This is a genomic window from Sphingomonas sp., from assembly GCF_003248515.1.
Taxonomy (GTDB): Bacteria; Pseudomonadota; Alphaproteobacteria; order Sphingomonadales; family Sphingomonadaceae; genus Sphingomonas_I.
This window is the reverse complement of the sequence record NZ_QFOB01000017.1, coordinates 36,270-54,678: the sequence shown is the minus strand read 5'-3', so window position 1 is coordinate 54,678 and position 18,409 is coordinate 36,270. Positions and strand designations below refer to the sequence as shown.

At 61.1% G+C, this 18,409-nt stretch carries 17 protein-coding genes; 14 read left to right on the top strand and 3 right to left on the bottom strand.

Features of this window, described 5'->3' with window-relative positions:
- The first annotated feature begins 1 nt into the window (after position 1).
- The 14 genes from DI605_RS19470 (at position 2) to DI605_RS19405 (ending at position 14,904) form a co-directional block, all read left to right on the top strand.
- A complete protein-coding gene (locus DI605_RS19470) occupies positions 2-1,432 on the top strand; it encodes an efflux transporter outer membrane subunit (protein WP_367120080.1) in 1,431 nt (476 codons plus the stop codon).
- A 760-nt stretch (positions 1,433-2,192) separates the two neighbouring features.
- The gene (locus DI605_RS19465) at positions 2,193-4,730 is read left to right on the top strand and encodes a TonB-dependent siderophore receptor (RefSeq protein ID WP_293977122.1); all 2,538 of its coding nucleotides are present in this window, start codon (positions 2,193-2,195) and stop codon (positions 4,728-4,730) included.
- 91 nt (positions 4,731-4,821) lie between these two features.
- Complete coding sequence (locus DI605_RS19460; RefSeq protein ID WP_293977120.1) at positions 4,822-6,111, top strand: pyridoxal phosphate-dependent aminotransferase; 1,290 nt, start codon at positions 4,822-4,824, stop codon at positions 6,109-6,111.
- A gap of 65 nt (positions 6,112-6,176) precedes the next feature.
- Positions 6,177-7,094, top strand: coding sequence for an amino acid ABC transporter permease (locus tag DI605_RS19455; protein ID WP_293977117.1), 918 nt, complete (start codon positions 6,177-6,179; stop codon positions 7,092-7,094).
- 2 nt (positions 7,095-7,096) lie between these two features.
- Entirely contained in the window at positions 7,097-7,888 is a 792-nt protein-coding gene (locus DI605_RS19450) for an amino acid ABC transporter ATP-binding protein (protein ID WP_367120079.1), read from the top strand.
- A gap of 35 nt (positions 7,889-7,923) precedes the next feature.
- Complete coding sequence (locus DI605_RS19445) at positions 7,924-8,691, top strand: transporter substrate-binding domain-containing protein (protein ID WP_293977113.1); 768 nt, start codon at positions 7,924-7,926, stop codon at positions 8,689-8,691.
- A gap of 368 nt (positions 8,692-9,059) precedes the next feature.
- Positions 9,060-9,368 carry an antibiotic biosynthesis monooxygenase gene (locus DI605_RS19440; protein WP_293977111.1) on the top strand — a complete coding sequence of 103 codons (309 nt, stop codon included), beginning with the start codon at positions 9,060-9,062 and terminating at the stop codon, positions 9,366-9,368.
- A 166-nt stretch (positions 9,369-9,534) separates the two neighbouring features.
- The gene (locus tag DI605_RS19435; RefSeq protein WP_293977109.1) at positions 9,535-9,867 is read left to right on the top strand and encodes a DUF2282 domain-containing protein; all 333 of its coding nucleotides are present in this window, start codon (positions 9,535-9,537) and stop codon (positions 9,865-9,867) included.
- A 63-nt stretch (positions 9,868-9,930) separates the two neighbouring features.
- Complete coding sequence (locus tag DI605_RS19430; protein WP_293977107.1) at positions 9,931-11,973, top strand: DUF692 domain-containing protein; 2,043 nt, start codon at positions 9,931-9,933, stop codon at positions 11,971-11,973.
- Complete coding sequence (locus DI605_RS19425; RefSeq protein ID WP_293977105.1) at positions 11,970-12,812, top strand: DUF2063 domain-containing protein; 843 nt, start codon at positions 11,970-11,972, stop codon at positions 12,810-12,812. The genes DI605_RS19430 and DI605_RS19425 overlap by 4 nt, the downstream gene beginning before the upstream one ends.
- Positions 12,809-13,318 (top strand): DoxX family protein, encoded by a 510-nt coding sequence (locus DI605_RS19420; RefSeq protein WP_293977103.1) that lies wholly within the window; start codon positions 12,809-12,811, stop codon positions 13,316-13,318. Before DI605_RS19425 ends, DI605_RS19420 begins: the two co-directional genes overlap by 4 nt.
- Before the next feature lie 69 nt (positions 13,319-13,387).
- Positions 13,388-14,026 (top strand): sigma-70 family RNA polymerase sigma factor, encoded by a 639-nt coding sequence (locus DI605_RS19415; RefSeq protein ID WP_293977101.1) that lies wholly within the window; start codon positions 13,388-13,390, stop codon positions 14,024-14,026.
- Positions 14,026-14,673 carry a DUF1109 domain-containing protein gene (locus tag DI605_RS19410; RefSeq protein ID WP_293977099.1) on the top strand — a complete coding sequence of 216 codons (648 nt, stop codon included), beginning with the start codon at positions 14,026-14,028 and terminating at the stop codon, positions 14,671-14,673. The genes DI605_RS19415 and DI605_RS19410 overlap by 1 nt, the downstream gene beginning before the upstream one ends.
- A gap of 12 nt (positions 14,674-14,685) precedes the next feature.
- Positions 14,686-14,904 (top strand): hypothetical protein, encoded by a 219-nt coding sequence (locus DI605_RS19405; RefSeq protein WP_293977097.1) that lies wholly within the window; start codon positions 14,686-14,688, stop codon positions 14,902-14,904.
- A 152-nt stretch (positions 14,905-15,056) separates the two neighbouring features.
- Here the strand turns inward: DI605_RS19405 and DI605_RS19400 are convergent, their stop codons facing one another.
- The 3 genes from DI605_RS19400 to DI605_RS19390 form a co-directional block, all read right to left on the bottom strand.
- Positions 15,057-15,647 carry a M24 family metallopeptidase gene (locus DI605_RS19400; protein ID WP_293977095.1) on the bottom strand — a complete coding sequence of 197 codons (591 nt, stop codon included), beginning with the start codon at positions 15,645-15,647 and terminating at the stop codon, positions 15,057-15,059.
- Between the two features lie 30 nt (positions 15,648-15,677).
- The gene (locus DI605_RS19395) at positions 15,678-16,403 is read right to left on the bottom strand and encodes a hypothetical protein (protein WP_293977093.1); all 726 of its coding nucleotides are present in this window, start codon (positions 16,401-16,403) and stop codon (positions 15,678-15,680) included.
- Between the two features lie 81 nt (positions 16,404-16,484).
- Positions 16,485-18,407, bottom strand: a complete 1,923-nt coding sequence (locus tag DI605_RS19390) for a CocE/NonD family hydrolase (RefSeq protein ID WP_293977091.1) — start codon at positions 18,405-18,407, stop codon at positions 16,485-16,487.
- Positions 18,408-18,409 lie beyond the last annotated feature (2 nt).

The following is an 18,409-nucleotide window of genomic DNA, read 5'->3' as shown; positions in this document are numbered from 1 at the left end:
GATGACATCACCCAGGAAAATCAGAATGCATAGCCGATTGCTTTCCCTATCGCTCGCGATGCTGCTCACGAGTTGCGCCAGCAAGCCGGACACCCCGGTTCACACGCCGCGCGTTACGCCCCCCGCTCGCCTCGACGCGGCGGCGGCGAACGACCCGGCAATAACCGTAACAGATCGCTGGTGGACGGCGTGGGGCGATCCCGCACTCGATGCGCTGGTCGAGAAATCGCTTGAGGCGAACGCCGATATTCGCGCCGCAAAGGCACATGTCGCCGCCGCGCGAGCGCTGATCACTGTCGCGGAATCGGCGCTTTACCCCACCGTTGCCGCGAATGGCACTGCGTGGGCCAGTCAGAGCGATGCCGGGCTCAATGACAAGTGGCAGGCCATGCTGCCGTCGCTGTCCAGAAACAGTGGCAGCGGATATCTGGTAGGTCTTGGCGCCACGTGGGAGGCTGACCTGTTCGGTGGACGTCACGCAGACGTCGAAATGGCGCGCGCGCTTTCCGAAAGTGCCGCACGAACGGCTGATGCCGTCAGGCTCATGGTGGCGGCTGACGTCGTCGAGAATTATCAACAGTTGCAGGGGCTGAGAAGTCGCCTCGCCGTGCTTGATCGCAGCGAGGCGACGGCGGGCCGCCTTGTCGATTATGCGGCCGCCCGGCAGCGGACGGGCGCCGCGACAGCAGCCGATGTCACCCGCGCTCGCAATGGACTGGAAGCGCTCCGCGCCTCGCGCCCGGCTCTCACATCGCTCATCGATGCCCGCAAGCGGCGACTGGCCGTACTGGCGGGCGAGTTGCCCGAGCAGGTGCCGGACATGACAGCCTCCACCACTTTTGAGACGCCGGGCGCTCCCACCGGGCAGCTTCCTTCCGACATTCTTGGCCGCAGGCCTGATGTCGCGGCGCGATCGTGGCTGGTGAACGCGCGCGCCGCGCGCCTCAAGAGCCTGAAGGCAGATCTGCTTCCGCACTTCGCCATCCATTTCCTTGGGCAAAACGGGCATATCGAACTGGGTGGCCTGCCAGGCTATGGCGGAACCGGCGGTTTGATCAGCCTTTCCGCAGCGATGCCGCTTTTCAATGCGGGCAGATTGCAGGCCAGGATCAAGGCGGGCGATGCAGAACTTGAGGCTACTGTCGCCAACTATGACCAAGCCATGCTTTCGGCCCTCGAAGAGGTCGAATCCGCTTATAGCTTTCGGACCGGGATGGACGAACGCCTGGCCGGCCTCGTCCGCACATCCGACATGGCTCGCCGACGCGCCGAAGAATTAGCCATACTCTACGATGCCGGGCGCACCCAATTGGGCGAAGTGTTGCAGGCCCGGCTGGATGCTCTCTCCGATGAGGACAAGGTCGAGCAAAGCCGCATGGCGCAAGGAACGGCGACCGTTCAGCTCTATCGAGCGCTTGGCGGTAGCTGGTAATAAAGAATACTTATGCCTTGGAAGAAAATTCATCGCCAAGCGGCGGGCATGCCCGCACTGTTAATATACTATGTAACTCCTTAAAAGTTTGAATATAACGAACGCTATCCTCTATGATGGCGCAATTGACGAACGTCATCATTCACCCGCACTCGCCGAAAACGCCGAAATTCATCGCGCATCCAGGCGCTTAGTCCCGGCGCCCAGGGGATCGGGTTGAGAATGAATCTGTCCAGCCATCAAGCCCAAACCTTGGCGATGTCGAACATCATGCTACCAGACGCGCCACGCATGCCCGCCTCGTTCGCGTCACCTATTGCGGGCCCCCGCAATAGCGGAAGCCGGTGAAACGCAGATCTTTGGGTAACATGACCGCCCCTCGGGTCCATATGGGCAACGTCGCCATATAGTCGGTCATGCAGGGCTGACCGGTTCTCTGATCGCGGACCAAGGCAGCGATCCGCACCTACACATTGCGAGCCCCATCGCGCCGATCGGACGCAATCCATCGCGCACGTTCAGCAGGAATCGCTCGTGGTCGGACGACATCGTGAGAGCGGCTTGGCGAAAATTACGCGAGCCACAGCCGCATGACAATCATATTGCACTACACCGTATAGTGTTATATGCTTAAAACAATCTGATAAAAAGCACGCCCGGATGCTGGAGCGCCGGGCGAAGGGAGCCATCGCTCACCACCGAACCAATAGAGAGATCGGGAGCCAGACTGGTTTTTATCCGGGCAAGCGGGGGACTGACTATGAAGATCAAATCGGCATTTCACCTTGCATTGGCTGTCAGTTCTTCTTGGTCCGCCTGCGCTGCCGCGCAGGTCGCAACCGATGACAATCAGGATGACGAGGTCGTCGTGACCGGAACGCGCGCAGTCGGTATCCAGGCAAGCGAAAGCGCGGCCCCCGTGCAGGTTCTGACGCCGGAAACCCTGAGCCATGTGGGACAGCCGAGCCTCACCCAGGTCCTTACGCAACTCGTTCCGTCGTTCAATACGCAGACCCAGGGCAGCGACCTTTCCAATTTCTCTTATTCCGCTCGCCTGCGCGGCTTGAGCCCCAACCACACGCTGGTGCTGGTCAACGGCAAGCGCCGCCACGGTTCGGCCATCCTGCAGGTTTCGCCCGGGGCGTTCAAAGGCTCGGCCGCTCCGAGCATCGACCTCATTCCCGCCGCCAGTGTTGCGCGTGTCGAGGTGCTTCAGGAGGGCGCTGCGGCAGTGTACGGCACCGATGCGATAGCAGGCGCCATCAACTTCATCCTGAAAGATCAGGATGAAGGCGGAACGGCGAATCTCACCGCCGGACAATATTATAACGGCCAGGGCGATCTCTATTCCGCATCGGGCAATGTGGGCTTCAAGCTCGGCGAGGCCGGTTTCTTCAACCTGACCGCCTTCCACCAGCGGCAGGCGCATACGACACAGGGTTCGGGCCAGGTCGTAATCACGCAGGCGAACGGTACGCTGCAACCAAATGCACCCGCGCAGTGGGCCAATCTGGCGGGAGGTACGCTGGCGCGGATCAATGGCGGCCAGCCGGAATCCCGGCTCAGCATCCTAAGCTATAACAGCGAATATGATCTTGGTGGCGTCACGCTCTACAGCTTCGGCGATATTTCCCGTCGAGTCGGCAATGCAGATCAAGGTTATCGGGCACCGGGACGCATCTGTTATTTTGCCAACAATCCCAACGGTAATATCACTACCGCCGCTTATGATCCCTCGCTCTGCTATGGCAATTCCGGAATTTACGGGATCTTGCCGATTCAGCACGTCGTGCAGAACGAATATAGTCTAACTGGAGGGATTAAAGGCGAGATCGAGGGCTGGAGCTACGATCTGAGCGGCACCTACGGATATGAGAAAAACGACATCACGATCAGGAATTCGGCGAACCGCGAAATCTGGATAGAATCCTATCAGGCTTCGCTGCTGCCCGGATCGACGGTAAGGCCGAACACGCCCAGTTCTGCCTATGCGGGCGGCTTCCGCCTCAGCCAGACGACCATCACCGCCGATATCCAAAAGTCGTTCGATGTAGGCATGGCGAATCCGCTGACGCTCGCTTTCGGCGGCGAATATCGCCGGGATGGCTATGAGATCGTAGCCGGCGATTATTACTCGACCTACAAGACCGGTATCCAGTCCTTTCCCGGCTACAAACAGAGCGATGCGGGCGATTATCGCCGGACGTCCTATGCAGGTTATGTGAACCTCATCGCCAAGCCGCTGAACGGCTGGAGCATCGATCTCGCAGGCCGGGTCGAACATTATAGTGACTTTGGCGGGACCCAGATCGGGAAACTCACGTCACGCTACGACATCAGCACTTCTTTCGCGGTCCGCGGCACGATCGGGACCGGCTTCCGTGCCCCCACTCTGGCGGAACAGAAATATTCCACGATCGCCGTGACCCCCACGGGCGCGACCGCGCAATTGCCGGCCGGATCGCCTGCAGCCGCTTTGCTGGGCTTCAACAATCTGAAGCCTGAAAAGTCGTTCAATGCGTCGACCGGCATCGTCATGCGGCCGGCCCCCAAGCTGCTCGTCACGATCGATGGCTATTATATCAAAATCACGGATCGCATCGCCGGGACGTCCCCGCGTTTCGCCGTTCTGGGTGGGGTCGTGCAGCCCGGCGCGGCAGCCATCAACACCGCGCTTGCCGCAGCCGGGATCACGCTCGATCCCGGACTGCCCAACATCAGCGTATCCAGCTTCACAAACGGCATCGATACCCGGACTCTGGGCATCGACGTAGCGGCCCATTATCCGGTCGATCTCAGTTTTGGCTCGCTCGAACTGTCGCTGACCGGCAATTATGGCAAGACGAAGGTTATAAAGAACCGCATTCCCGCAATCTTCAACGACGTCTCCGAGAGCTATGTGGAGGGTGGAACACCCAGCTACAAGATCATCCTCGGAGGCCTGTTCAAAACCGGACGCTTCTCGCTCAACGCGCGTGAAACCTTTTACGGCAAGACAAGTATTCTGGTTACTCCCGCAGTCTCCGGCCTTGCGTCTCGCCCCGGCGTCGTCAAGGCGACCGGCCTGACCGATCTGGAAGCGAGCTATCAGGTGACGTCTGGCATCACCTTTTCGATGGGGGCGAACAACCTCTTCAACAAGCTTCCCGAAGGGCCTCATGTGCTGACGGGAGTAACCGTGCCGGCCGGCACATCGCCGTTCGACGATGGCATCTACGCATATGATTTCCATTATCGCCATGGTCCCTACGGCACCGCCGGCGGCTTCTATTATGCCAGGCTGGCATTCCAATTCTGACGAAACTTCCCCTCTCGGAAGACATGCGCGTCCGGACGATGGAGGGCACGCATTTCCGCTCCGGCCGATATGGTCATCAGGATAGGCTCAAATGATTTCCGCGATCGAACTTCCGAACAGGGTGAAGCAGAATTATGCGGGCGGGGCCGGCCCGGCCAGCCCGTCACCCATCGAGACGATGGGACTGGTTTACGGAAAGTTCGGCAACGGGATCGAAGCCACCGCCAAACCGTCCAGCGACGGGGTCACGGACATCGTCGATATCGGCATCGGATCCTATCTGAGCATCGATCCATCGGTCCTGCAGGCCATGATCGACGGGATGTCGACAGGAACCACTCACTATAGCCGGATGCCCCCGCTCAATCCTGTGACTGCGGCCGTGGCCCGCAAATATCTGGACGAGCAGAATGTGGCGCTCGACCCTGAAAGCCAGATCTATCTGATGGCGGGCGCGCGCGTGGGAATGACTCTCGCCCTTCTGCGTGTTCTCTCTCCAGGGCAGAAGGTGGTGATTCCGGATCCCGACTATATCGGGCTGGCTCATGTCGCACGGGGCCTTGGCGCCGAAATCGTCCGCGTTCCCATGCGGCGCTCTGCCTCCGGCGGCTTTTCCGTGGATCTGGATGCCATGACGCAGACCATTGAGGCCGGGTGCCAGGCGATCATGCTGACCAATCCGAACAATCCTACGGGGCTCGTCTGGTCCCGGGCAGAACTGGAGGCGGTCGCACGATCGGCTGCACAGGCGGGCGCCGTGATTATCGCGAACGAAGTTTATGACGAACTGCTGTTCGACGGCCACGTTCATTGCAGCATCCTGAACTTCCTCGATATCGCCAATGTCATCGCAACATCCGGGACGGGCAAAGCCTATGACATGACGGGCATACCGTTGGGCTGGGTCGCCGGCTCGCCGGATATGATCCGGCCGATGGCGGATATTGCCTTCATGTATCATCTGCCCCTCGTCTCTGCGCCGGCGGTCCATGCCGGGCTGGCGGCCCTGACGGAACCGGTCCGTTCGAAACATCCACAGGCTGGCCTCGAAATCCTGAAGGCCAATATCGAGCGCAGTGTCGCCGTCTTCTCCGAAGTCCCGCAATTTCTGTTCCCGCCGGTCAGCGGCGGCCAGTTCGGCTTTCCCTGGCTGGGCTTGGACGATGTCGCCTTCTGCGTAGACCTCAAGCGCATAGCCCGCGTTTCGCTCATGCCCGGCTCGGCGTGGGGGAAAATGGGCCGCGGGCATGTTCGGCTCGCGCTGGCGAACAAGCCAGAGGTGCAGATCGAAGCACTCGCCAGGCTTCGCCGCGGGCTGGCAGTGATGGACCTGGGCCACTACCGGCAGTTCCCAATCCAGGCTGGTATGGTCGATGCCTAGAAATTGCTCGGCCCATCCGCGAACCACGTCGTTTCGTCCCGATGAACGCGGCGGGGAACACAACCATGACCGCGCCTGATCCGGTCACCTCCGAGGCGCAGGCCAGTGACTTCGCCAAGCTGGCGACGGGAGGCCTGGGCCCCGTCGCCGAGAGGCCAAGATATGGCACCGTCATGTCCGGCGTAATAGTTGCCATGGCGGCGATCTGGCTGGGGTGGACGGCCTCACGCAACACAGCGTTCGGTTGGCCAGTGGTCGCCGAATATCTGTTCAGCGCCGAAATCCTACAGGGGCTGTTCGTCACGCTCTGGATGACCGCCGTCGTGGTCATTCTAGGTTTCGCGCTTGGCTGCGGAATCGCGATCCTCGGCCTGTCGAACAATCCTGTGCTGCGTCCGATCGCTGCCGGCTATATCTGGATATTCCGCTCCACCCCAATCCTGGTGCAACTGCTGTTCTGGTACAATATCGGCTATCTGATCCCGAACGCCTCCGTCGGCTTTCCGTTCGGCCCTGAGCTTTTCAGCATCGATACCAAGAATGTCGTGACAGCCAATGTCGCCGCAATCCTTGGCTTGACCTTCCACGAGGCCGCGTATGCGGCGGAGATCGTCCGCGGGGGAATCTTATCGATCGACAGGGGGCAAACGGAAGGCGGCAAAGCGCTGGGCCTCTCCTCGACCGTCATCTTTTTCCATATCGTTCTGCCGCAGGCCGTGCGGAACATGCTGCCCCCGGCCGGAAATCTCATCATCGGCACGCTGAAGGGGACTTCGATCGTCAGCGTCATTGCGGTGTCCGACCTGCTCTATTCGGCGCAACTCATCTACAACCGCACATATGAAATCGTGCCGCTGCTGCTGGTGGCCACCATCTGGTATATGGTGATCACGACCGTTCTGGCTGCCGCGCAGCGCTATCTGGAACGGCGATTCAATACCAGACGGAACGAGGGCGTCACCATGATGGTGCCCGGCAAATGACCGTGCCTTCCACATCGCCGGTTCTGCGTATCCGCGGTCTTCACAAACAATATGACCGGACGCCGGTGCTTGCCGGAATCGATCTGGAGATCGGGAAAGGCGAGGTCATCTGCGTCCTGGGGTCTTCAGGCTCGGGCAAGAGCACACTCCTTCGATGCATCAACCAGCTCGAGATCTTTGATCGGGGAGCTATCGAGATCAACGGCACGCTGATTGGATGCCGGCTCGTCAATGGAAAGCCGCGCAGGCTGTCTGCCGGAGAAGCGAGACACCAGCGGGCGCAGACCGGCATGGTGTTCCAAAACTTCAATCTCTTCCCCCACCTGACAGTGTTGGAGAACATCATCCTTGGCCCGGTCAAGTCGCTTGGCATCGTCCGCGCCGAGGCGAGGAATCATGCTCGCCTGTTGCTTGATCAGTTCGGTCTTGCGGGCAAAGAGGATGCAAGGCCCTCGTATCTTTCCGGGGGGCAGCAACAGCGCGTCGCCATCGCGCGTGCTCTGGCGATGAAGCCGTCCCTCATCCTGTTCGACGAGCCAACCAGCGCGCTCGATCCCGAGCTTGTCCACGATGTCACCGCGACCCTCAAACAGCTCGCGAGAGGGGGAATGACGATGATCATCGTTACCCACGAACTGAGCTTCGCTTGCGAGATAGCCGACCGGATCGTGCTGCTCGATCGCGGAACTGTGGTGGAACAGGGTCCTCCCGAACAATTCCTGACCGGCAGCGGCGGCGACCGCGCACGCCAGTTTTTCGCGCGGCACAAAGCCAAGATCTTGGAGGAACGGTGACGATGCGCCCGCCATACTATTCAACAAGGCTGGCGGTGATCAGCCTGATGCTCAGCCTGTGCGCATCCTGTGGCGGGAACCCGGCCCAGACCTCCAATACCCTGACCATCGCCGTGGTACATACCTCCCGGCCCGCACTTTATGCCGATGAGAAGGGCAATCTCACAGGATTCATCTACGATCTGGAAGTCGCCATCGGCAAGCGAATGGGACGGCCATTGCGGTTCGAGCCTACCTCCTTCGAAAATGTGATCTCGGGCGTCCGGAGTGGAAAGTTCGATATTGGCAGCGGGGTGGACGCAACGGTGCTGCGCCAAAAGCTGCTCGACATCATCCCCATGTACCAGGACGGCTACAACGTGCTGCGGACAGTCGACGATAAACGGCCCATCGGGGAGGACTTTCTCGACCTGTGCGGATTGCGCGTGGGGGCCGTCGCCGGCGCGGAAGACGGCCCGGCACTGGAACGGATATCCGATCGATGCGTGGCGAAGGACAAGAAACCCATTACCGTCCTGCGCTTTCCGAGCGCCCCTGCCGGCGAACTCGCGCTCAGAAGCAGACAAATCGACGGGATGACGGGACATAGCTGGGTCCCCGCGCCGACGGGCCTCAGGGTGGCCAGCGGACCGCTGAAGGCCGCCTATACCGGCCTTGCGGTCAGGAAGGGATCCGGCCTCGACCGTAGCCTGGTTGCAGCACTCCGATCGATGATCGCCGATGGTAGCTATGCCGCGATCCTGAAGAAATATGGCGCGGGGACGACGGCGATTACCGAGGTAAACGTAAATCCCGCGAGGTAGACCACAACCGCTCTTCCCGGCGGATCGAGCCCCCGCCTCGTTCGCCGACCTTGCAATCGGCGATCGCAACCTGCGCTGGCGAGGACTGGCAGCGCTCACGATCTTCCACGACCGGGCGAAAGCCGAACGGAGGGTGATGCTCCCATGACAAAGCCAGTGGCCCTGCCCATCGCGCTCGCCGGCCTTCCCCACCAGTGTTAGCCCCAACCCAGACTCAACTGGGTGGCATGACATCAAGGCACAGAAGCCGACGCGGCCCACCTTGCCTCGCCGGCTCCAAACGCCCGCCACGTTACCTCCATGGGCGCCGTGGCGAACATTCCTTCGTGGATCGACAGCCTGTCGATCCACGAAGGAAGGGAATGTCCATGACAAGAGTAGCGGGTGTGGTCGTATTTCAGGCCAAGCCGGGCTTCGGCGAAGAAGCCGCCGGGAGGATCGCGGCCGCGTTGCCGGCCGTGGAAACGGAAGCGGGAACGACGCTTTGGCTCGTGCTGCGATCGCAAACAGATGCCGACAAAATCTTCCTCGTGGATCTGTTCGACAGCGAGGACAGCCTGAACGCCCATATGTCCGGCAGCGCCGCCAGCCAGATCTTCGCCACCGTCCCCGAACTTCTGGTCCGTGAGCCGGAATTGCATCCGAGTGCCGTGATCGCTTCCAAGCCGGCCACCTGAACAGGACCGGGTGACCGCGGTGGCATATCATCCAGTCGAAAATATTTCGAGGAGCATGGTTACCTCGGGGAGTGCCCGTCCGAACCACATTTGCAGGCGCGCCACACAGGCGGCCCCCCGCCGGCGGCGGCAGATGTCCCCCGGCCCAACCTTCAGGAGAAACGATATGTCTGACCGTCTGACCTCTGCGCTGGTCGCCAGCGCCCTTGCCGCCGCCATCGGCACGATGGCCGTGGCGCCTGCGAGCGCGCAACAATTCACCGCGCATCAGAAGAAGATCCAGGCCGCCAACACCGTCAAGGTGAAGTCCGGCAAGGTCGAGCCCTGCTTCGGCGTCGCGCTCAAGGGCCAGAATGATTGCTATGCCGGCGCCGGCACGACCTGCGCGGGCACCAGCACTGCCAATTATCAGGGTAATGCCTTCAAGCTCGTGCCAACCGGCACTTGCACGACGATCTCCACGCCAAACGGCCTGGGCAGCCTCAAGCCCAAGGCCTGATCAACCGGCCGGCCGGGCACAAGTGCCCGGCCGTTCCTTTTCCCTTCGATCCGAGTGGACGTCATGCAGCAAGCCGTTCCCCATCCGCTGCGGCAGCCGATACGTAAGCGCGCGGGCGTGGGCCTGAAGGCCGAACATTATCGGATGGTTCTGGAAACGGTTCCCGACATCGGCTTCTTCGAAGTTCATGCGGAGAATTATATGGGCGCGGGCGGGCCGCCGCATCGCTATCTTTCCGCGATCCGTGAGCTTTACCCGCTTTCGCTTCACGGTGTGGGGCTTTCGATCGGGGCTGATCGTCCGTTGGATCCCGAGCATCTGGCGCGCCTGGACCGGCTGATCGATCGCTATGCGCCGGCGCTGTTCTCCGAGCATCTTGCATGGTCGAGCCACGATGCCGGGTTCCTCAACGATCTGCTTCCCCTGCCCTATACAAATGAGACGCTTGCGCGGACCATCGAGCATATCGATCAGGTGCAGGAGTTTCTGGGGCGACAGATGCTGCTGGAGAACCCCTCAACCTATCTGGCCTTCGCCGAAAGCACATGGTCGGAGACGGGGTTCATCACCGAAATCGTCCGCCGGACGGGCTGCGGCCTGCTGCTGGACATTAACAATGTTCATGTCGCCTGTACCAATCAACTGTGGAATCCGATCGGCTATCTTGACGCCTACCCCCTATCGCACGTGCAGGAGATCCATCTCGCCGGCTTCGCGCCGGACACCGACGAGGAAGGGCGCCCGCTGCTGATCGACGCGCATGATCGACCGATAGCCGAAATGGTCTGGCGCCTCTTCGAGCAAGTGATCCAGCGCACCGGCCCGCTCCCTACCTTGATCGAATGGGATGCCGATATTCCTGACTGGCCCGCGCTGGAGGCCGAGGCCGCGAAAGCGGACCGGATCATGCTCGCTGTCGGCGATGACGCCAGGTATTCGGCCGCAGGAACATGTCCCCGGTCGGTCAGCATCGACACCGTACAGCGATACGGTTTCGAGATCGGACGGCGAGATATGCTGATGTCGTTGCTCACACCCGCCATTGCCGGGCTCGCGAGCCCGGCAATGGCGGCGATCCGGCCAGAACCACGCATTTCCCTTCCGGAGCAGCATCCGATGCCCAAGCGCAAGGTCGCGGTTTATTATGCCTGGAGCCGCGTGGCGGAAACGGACGCGCCCCTCCCTGTAATCGAAAATCGCTTCCCCGCGCTTTTCGAAAGCCGACGCATGCTTTTTCCTCGCTTCGAGGAATTGAGTGATCCTGAACGCTTCGATCAGGGAATAGCAGGCTTCCTCGATCATATCATGAAGCAGAATTTCACCGCATTCGTGACGATGGCGGCCGCGATGACCGGACATCCGGTCATCGAGGTGGAGCGCGTCACCGACGACGGCCGACTCAATCCGATCGGTGCCGACCTCTTCGGTGATGTGGACACACTGATTATCATCGGTTTCGATTCTCTTCTTACGGATCAGCGTGCGAGCGCCGCCGAGATGGATTTCGTACGCGGTTTTCTCTCGACGTCGGATCATCTGCTCTTCGTCGGACCCCACCACGATATCGGGGAGACCGGCGATATCCCGCACGATCAGGTGCTCGCGCGCCGGATCGCGGAGTTCGCGCATCATGGGGATCGCACCATTCCACCGCAGCAGGGATTTGGGGGATTGGGCCGCTCGCTCTTGGCTGGACTGGGCCTTCCGGTCGAAAACCGGTTTGGGCTCCATCCGGCCGCGCTGGCAGACGGAAGACCGGCGCCGATCGAGGCGCAGCATGCGATCGACCGGCTCAGCCTGCTGGCCGGCGTGTCCAGTTTCAATCTTCATCCCCACCTCCCCCATTTCGAGCGGCGGGGTGATGCGCTAGCGGGGTTGGAGGTGCTCGCGCGCCAGAAGATCGATCCTGCGGCGCCACCCCACCCGTTCACTGCCGGTGGCCGCACGACCTTCGACGCCCTTCTGCAATCGAGTACGGACGCCTTCCCCGGCACTCTGCTGGTTGGCGATGCGACACTGTGGAGTTCGACGGCCGGCGGCCTCGAAAGCCTGCACGCTTTCTGGACGAACGTCGTCCAACGGCCACGCCGGGGAGATCGACTGTGATCGATACAATCGGCATCCCCATCCCGTCGCCCGCCCCCCCCCCACGAGGCGGCTTCGCCTGCGGTCCGGCCGAGCAGCAGGCTCGTTTCGCTCGCGCGCTTCTCGATCCACAAGCGCCTGTTCCGGCCGGCCTCGTCGATCCGCACGGGCGGCCCAGCGCGAAACGATTTGCGGTCTATCGCAATAATGTGATCGTGGGGCTGATCGAGGCGCTGAAGGCTGCCTATCCCGTGGTTCATCGCCTCGTAGGCTCGGAATTCTTTACGGAAATGGCGCGCCTCCATGCGATGGCGGAACCACCCGTCTCCCCTCTGATGCTGGATTATGGCGCTGGCTTTCCCGGCTTCATCGCCAGTTTCGAACCCGCCGCAATGCTGCCATATCTGACGGATGTGGCGCGGCTGGAACGCGCATGGGTGGAAGCCTATCATGCGGCCGAGGCATCGCCGCTGGCACCGTACGCGCTGGGCAATGTGCCGCCGGCCGATGTTCCAACTTTGCGACTCCTTTTGCATCCGTCGCTCCGCATCGTCCGCTCCGGCTTTCCGATCATGGCGATCTGGCATGCAAATGTGGATCGCTCCTTCGCCGGGGCCATCGATCTCGACGATGGCGGCGACGACGTGCTGGTCGCCCGCCCCGAGGCGGAGGTCGAACTTCGCCGGCTGCCACCTGGCGCCGTCGACTTCATCCAGGCGCTGCAATCGGATTTTCCGATCCTCGACGCGGCGGGGGAAGGACTACGGGCGAATCCGCATTTCGACATCTCGAGCATGCTTCAAGGGATGATCGAAGCCCGCCTGATCGTCAGGGCCATCCATGCGGCGAGGACGGAATGAGCATCTCCTCAAGGCCGTCATGCCGTCTCGTCACGGCGCCGCGCATCGCTCTTCGCGCCACGGAAGCGGCCGCGCGGATCATCGCGCCACCATTATTGCGCATCGCGCTCGCGCTGCCCTTCCTCCGCTCCGGCCTCACGCGCTGGGACGATTTCCCCGCGCTGTCGGTAGCGACACAATTCCTGTTCGAGGAGCAGTTCAGGCTCCACCTGTTCGGCCGAGAATATCCGCTCCCGGCGCCCGACCAACTCGCGCTGGTGGCGGCAACTGCGGAGATCCTGCTACCGATCCTGCTAATCATCGGCTTCGGCACGCGTGTTGCCGCTCTTGGCCTGCTCGCGATGACCGGCGTGATCCAGCTGGTGTTTCCTGACGGCTGGGCTAATTTCCACCTCTACTGGGCCGCCTTGGCCTTGGGCATACTTGCCTTGGGTCCCGGTCCGATTTCGATCGACCACTGGATCGGCCGGAGGGCAGCGCGATCCACCTGGCAGGGAGGAAGGTGATGCCGTGCCGCACCACCCCTGCCCGGCGCGCCCCTCCGCTGTCGCCTCCTTTCGCCCGGAAACGGCACGATGCGGAATGACGGGAAAAACCGTCTGACGCTGGTCAGTTCGGATGGAGCCGCGGCGGACGCGGTATCCCGTGATACGGACGGTGCGGCCTCACGCGATCTCGACTGGACCATCCTCATGGCGCGCACGCAGGAGGGCGATGGCGCCGCCTATCTGCGCCTTCTCCAACAAATCACCCCTTATCTTCGATCGCTCGTCAGACGGTGGCACAAGGATCCCTCGGACATCGAGGATACCGTGCAGGACATATTGCTGACGCTTCATTCGATCCGGCACACCTATGATCCATCGCGCCCATTCGGCCCCTGGCTGGTAGGCATCGCCCATCGCCGTGCGATCGACAGGCTGAGACGCTACGGCCGGCAGATGGTGCGCGAGGCTCCGCTCACCGCCGAGCATGAAGCGACGATGGCGGCGTCAGACGACACGGACGATCTGTTTGACAAACATCGCCTGACCAAGGCTCTTGGTAACCTGCCGCCGACCCAGCGGACCGCCGTCGATCTTCTGAAGCTGAAGGAAATGTCACTCAAGGAAGCCTCCGATGCGAGTGGTCTGTCCGTCGCCTCGCTGAAAATGGCGACCCATCGGGCACTCCGGACCCTTCGTACCCTCCTCTCCGATCGGGGAGATTCGTGATGGAGACATCGGATCTGATCCGCGCGCTCGCTGCCAATGCCCCGCCCGTCCGGCGACTGCGCCCGCCACTGATCCGCGCCATCGGGTGGCTGCTGCTCGCTGCGGTGGTCATGGGATTGATGACGATCAGCCACGGCCTGCGCCCACAGTTGGCCGAACGTATGCGGGATGCAGTGTTCGCCCTGAACATGATGTCGTCGCTGCTGACGGGCATCCTCGCCACCGTAGCCACATTCTTCGTCAGCCTGCCGGACAGGTCGCGATGGTGGCTTCTGCTGCCGGCCCCGCCGCTCGTCGCATGGCTGTCCACCATCGGCTATCAATGCTTCGCCGGTTGGGTGCCCATTCCGCCCGGCGCCGTCACCGTGGAGGCCGCGTCCGGCTGCCTCGCCACGCTCGTGCTGACCAGCCTGCCCCTGTCCCTGCTGATGCTGGCGATGCTGCGCTATGCCGTATTGTTGCGCCCCACATCCGTGATCCTTATGGGAAGCCTTGCCGTCTCCGCGATCACCGGAACGGCACTCTCAATGTTCCATCCCCTCGATGCCACCGCAATGATTCTCGGATGGAATCTCGGCACGGCCGTTATCCTGCTGGGAGGCGCCGCTATCTTCAGTCGGAAAATATCGAGGGTCGGGACTGGTTGATCGAGCCGGAAGATGGCGGTTGCGACGATGGCCGTAGCCGCGAAGAAGGTGCGGGGGCACGCAATTGTCGAGCATCAGCCGCACTTCGATGATCCGTCTCACCGGAGCCAGCGAAGAGAACACCTGTGCGTTCAGCTCAACCGCATCCGATCTCGCATCGCGGAAGCGACCATCGGGCGCTTCCGCGATGCGATCCAGTTGCGCCCATACGTCGCGCGCAGGAAAGCCTAGCCGGACACTGTGTAACGCCATTCGACGCCGTCGCTCCCACACCGGGCAAGAGCGACATCGCTGGTCAATTCGATCCGTCCCGCTGACCACCATCGCGACGTGCGGCGACGGCGGTCAGTTCCCACATGTGAAGCCCTCTCAAGCCCACCGTGTCATTTGATGAGATGGAACTGCATCTGCCTTCCATCCGGATATGTGACCCTGTTGCCGTCGAAATATGCGTCTTCCTCTGTCTCGAAATTCACGACGGCGTCGTCCCATTCCGGAACCGCCCTGGACGCCCGGGATTCGATTGACCACAGGATATTCGCGCGCAGCGTATAATCACCCTGCGGAACATATTTCTGCTCCTCGGAGAGACCGATCGCGCTGCCGGGGCCATGGCCATAGAAGCCGATCGGGTGGCTATAGATCCATGGCTGCAGTCCTTTTGCCAAAGCAACTGCGCGAGCGCACGCGAGAATGACATTGCCCGTCGTGCCGACCCTGAATTCCGATGTGATCGCATCCTGCACGCCATTAGCGTCCTGGAGCCCCGCCTTGAGCCCTGCAGGCGCATCGACCTCGCCGTCACGGAGCACATAGGCCAGATGCTGCATATCGGTGCGCAACCCCAGATAGGTGGTGGTCAGATCGATATGCAGCATGTCGCCCTTCTGAATGACGGCGTCCTTGTCGCGCAGCCCCGATCCGGGCGCGCCGCGGCGGAAGATGCGTACCGACGGCTGAGACCAGTTGACCAATCCGAGATCAGTGGTGCGCTGACGAAACCACTATTCCAGATCGCGTGGCGTGGTGATACCGGGCTTGACGACCTTGCTCGAAAAGCCTTCGGCCAGCATCGCGTGAGCGACGCGAAGGATTTCGGGATAACTCGCCATTTCGGCAGGTATACGCGTTTCGAGCCACGCAATGGCGAGCGGATAGGAAGAGATGACCCGGCTGCGCAAAGATAGCGGAAGGGCATTATCGAGTTTCTGGAATTCGCTGTGGCTCAATCCATCGGCAAATGCGCTTTCGGGCGTAACATTAAGCGCGATCTTCTTGGGATTTTTCTGCTCTATGATTTCCGCCACCCGCTCCCACTGGTCCGGCTGTTTGGCCATATCCCACGATTGAGCAAAATAGGTCATGCCATGCTTGTTGACGACGAGCCGCTCGACCGGCCGGCCGTCACCCGGATCCCAAAAGACCAAGACGGTCCGTCGCCTTGCGTTGAACGCCTCCCCGTCCAACATTGTCGTCATTACAGGATCTTCGGCGAACTCTCGGGAGGCCACGATCCACATGTCGATTTTTTGTTCGCGCATCAGCTTCGGAATCAAGGTCTCGAGCCGCTCCTTGAGCCAAGCATCCCTGAGCGTCGCCCGCTCGCGCTCCGGCAATATCGCAGGAAAAGTCGGATCAAGCGCGCGCGCGGACTCTACCTGTGCGTGAAGGGCGACCGGTGACGCGGTCAGAAGCATGGAAACAAGGAGTGCTCTGTAAGCGGTTTTCATCTTCGCTCCTGTCGGCGGCTGCGACGCGCCACCTGGATTTGGGGATTGCACGATCCGGTTGATTGATTTCGACGGGACCCGTCAGTTAGAGGCCGCGCGCCCACCCTGCTTCGACAAAGCACCGGACGATCCCATCACGGGCAGCGTGATATAGGAAAGGGCGGTGCCGGAATGCAGGATATCATTGTCCGCCGCGATGCCGATCCGCTCGCTCTCGTTCGGGCCGCCGGTGTTCAGGTTACGAACAAACTTGGGAAAGTTCGACGATGTCACCTCGATCCGGATCCGATGTCCGGTTTCGAACCGGTTCGCGATCGTCATCGGCGTCGGATGGATCATATAGGTTGCGCCGGGCCGCATCATCTCGGGCCGATCGAACCCGTTACGGTAGCGCGCGCGAATGATGGTGTCGGCGAGGATCCAGGCCGTTCCATCAGGGGCTACGTCGACCAATTTTACGGCGAAGTCGGTATCCTTCACGGAGGATTGTACGGCGAGCATGGCCTCCACGTCACCGCTTATATCCAGCGGCGACGCAAGCGGGGCACTGGTGTAAACCAGAACATCGTTCCTGGCTTCCACGGCACGTTGATCGAAAGCGCCGGGCTTGAACGTACCACCATTGCAGCAATCACCGCCGCCCGCCGTCTGCACAGGATTCATCGGATCATAACGATAGCGATCCGGAGCCTCCATCGCGGGCGGATCGAGATCGAGCCTTCCATCGCCGTTCAGGCTGTTGGCGTGACCATCACTATGCAGATAGAGCTTGATCGACTTGGCTCCCGCCGGCGGCCAGGACTGCGAACTCTTCCATTGGTTCGCTCCCATCTCGAAATAGCGGACATGCGGCGTATCGCTCTTCCAGGCGGTTTTATCACCCTTGAGCCAATAATCGAACCACGAGAAGATCGCACCATTCACATCGAAGCTTGCATCCCCCATCGGACGCTCGCCATTCACGAAATTCGGCCCCACCTTCCAAAATTCACAATGATTGGTCGGCGCTATGACGGCGTATTGATTGGCGCTCGCCTCACGGTCTGAATTCACCGTCCGCGCATGATTGAAGAGCTCCATATTCGGGCCCATCGATACATCGTACCAACTGTTGAACCACAACGCAGGCACCCCCCACCCCATCGTATCGTGGTAAAGACCGCCCTCATGCCACGCCGGATCAGCGGGAGTACGGTTGATGAATTGTTCGAAGGTGGCCGGTGGCTCTCCAAGCGAGGAAAGCACCTCCGAGAAAGGAAGATGCTTTATCTGCGTCTTCCAGTCGACGGCCGGCTTATGCGCATCCAGATCATTGTAACGCGCCACACGAGCACGATATTTAGGATCGATGTCGTTCGGCAGTTCGGCCCGGAGAGGATTGTCTGTGTCGTAGAGCCAAACTGCGAACTGGCTGCGGGTGACGCCACCTGTGTACCAATTGCCCTGTTCGTGGAAGCGCCCCACGTCACCGATGCCCGCGCCTGCCCCCATGGGTATCATCGCCGCGTGGGCCGGATGATTTTGCGCCGCAAGCGCCAATTGCCATTCCGCCGGGGAAGAACAGCCGAGCGTACCCACCTTGCCATTCGACCAGGGCTGCTTCGCAATCCACGTCAGCATGTCGTAGCCATCTGTCTGCGGATATCCGAGGATCTGATATTTCCCCTGTGAGAAATAGCGTCCCCGCTCGCTCTGAATAATGAAAGCGTAGCCACGCTTGACCGCCTCCAGAGCCAGCATAACGCTGTGCGGGCGATAGACCTGGCTGTTATAGGGCGTACGCCAAAGGATAGTCGGCAACGGCCCCTTCGCTCCCTTGGGGCGGTAAATGTCGCTGGACAGGCCGATTCCGTCACGCATCGGGACGAGAACAGCGCTGTCGATATCCGCCATGGAGCGCATCTCCGCTTCGGCGGCAGCAGGTGTGTATTTCAGATAATCCTGAGCCGTCGCCGGCACCGTCAGGAGCAATGCCGCAAGGACGGCGAGCAGATCATTTTTCATTG

Coding starts and splice junctions, on each gene's coding strand:
- DI605_RS19470 (WP_367120080.1), top strand. CDS start 2: ATGACATCACCCAGGAAAATCAGAATGCATAGCCGATTGCTTTCCCTA.
- DI605_RS19465 (WP_293977122.1), top strand. CDS start 2,193: ATGAAGATCAAATCGGCATTTCACCTTGCATTGGCTGTCAGTTCTTCT.
- DI605_RS19460 (WP_293977120.1), top strand. CDS start 4,822: ATGATTTCCGCGATCGAACTTCCGAACAGGGTGAAGCAGAATTATGCG.
- DI605_RS19455 (WP_293977117.1), top strand. CDS start 6,177: ATGACCGCGCCTGATCCGGTCACCTCCGAGGCGCAGGCCAGTGACTTC.
- DI605_RS19440 (WP_293977111.1), top strand. CDS start 9,060: ATGACAAGAGTAGCGGGTGTGGTCGTATTTCAGGCCAAGCCGGGCTTC.
- DI605_RS19435 (WP_293977109.1), top strand. CDS start 9,535: ATGTCTGACCGTCTGACCTCTGCGCTGGTCGCCAGCGCCCTTGCCGCC.
- DI605_RS19430 (WP_293977107.1), top strand. CDS start 9,931: ATGCAGCAAGCCGTTCCCCATCCGCTGCGGCAGCCGATACGTAAGCGC.
- DI605_RS19420 (WP_293977103.1), top strand. CDS start 12,809: ATGAGCATCTCCTCAAGGCCGTCATGCCGTCTCGTCACGGCGCCGCGC.
- DI605_RS19415 (WP_293977101.1), top strand. CDS start 13,388: ATGCGGAATGACGGGAAAAACCGTCTGACGCTGGTCAGTTCGGATGGA.
- DI605_RS19410 (WP_293977099.1), top strand. CDS start 14,026: ATGGAGACATCGGATCTGATCCGCGCGCTCGCTGCCAATGCCCCGCCC.
- DI605_RS19405 (WP_293977097.1), top strand. CDS start 14,686: ATGGCGGTTGCGACGATGGCCGTAGCCGCGAAGAAGGTGCGGGGGCAC.
- DI605_RS19395 (WP_293977093.1), bottom strand. CDS start 16,403: ATGAAAACCGCTTACAGAGCACTCCTTGTTTCCATGCTTCTGACCGCG.
- DI605_RS19390 (WP_293977091.1), bottom strand. CDS start 18,407: ATGAAAAATGATCTGCTCGCCGTCCTTGCGGCATTGCTCCTGACGGTG.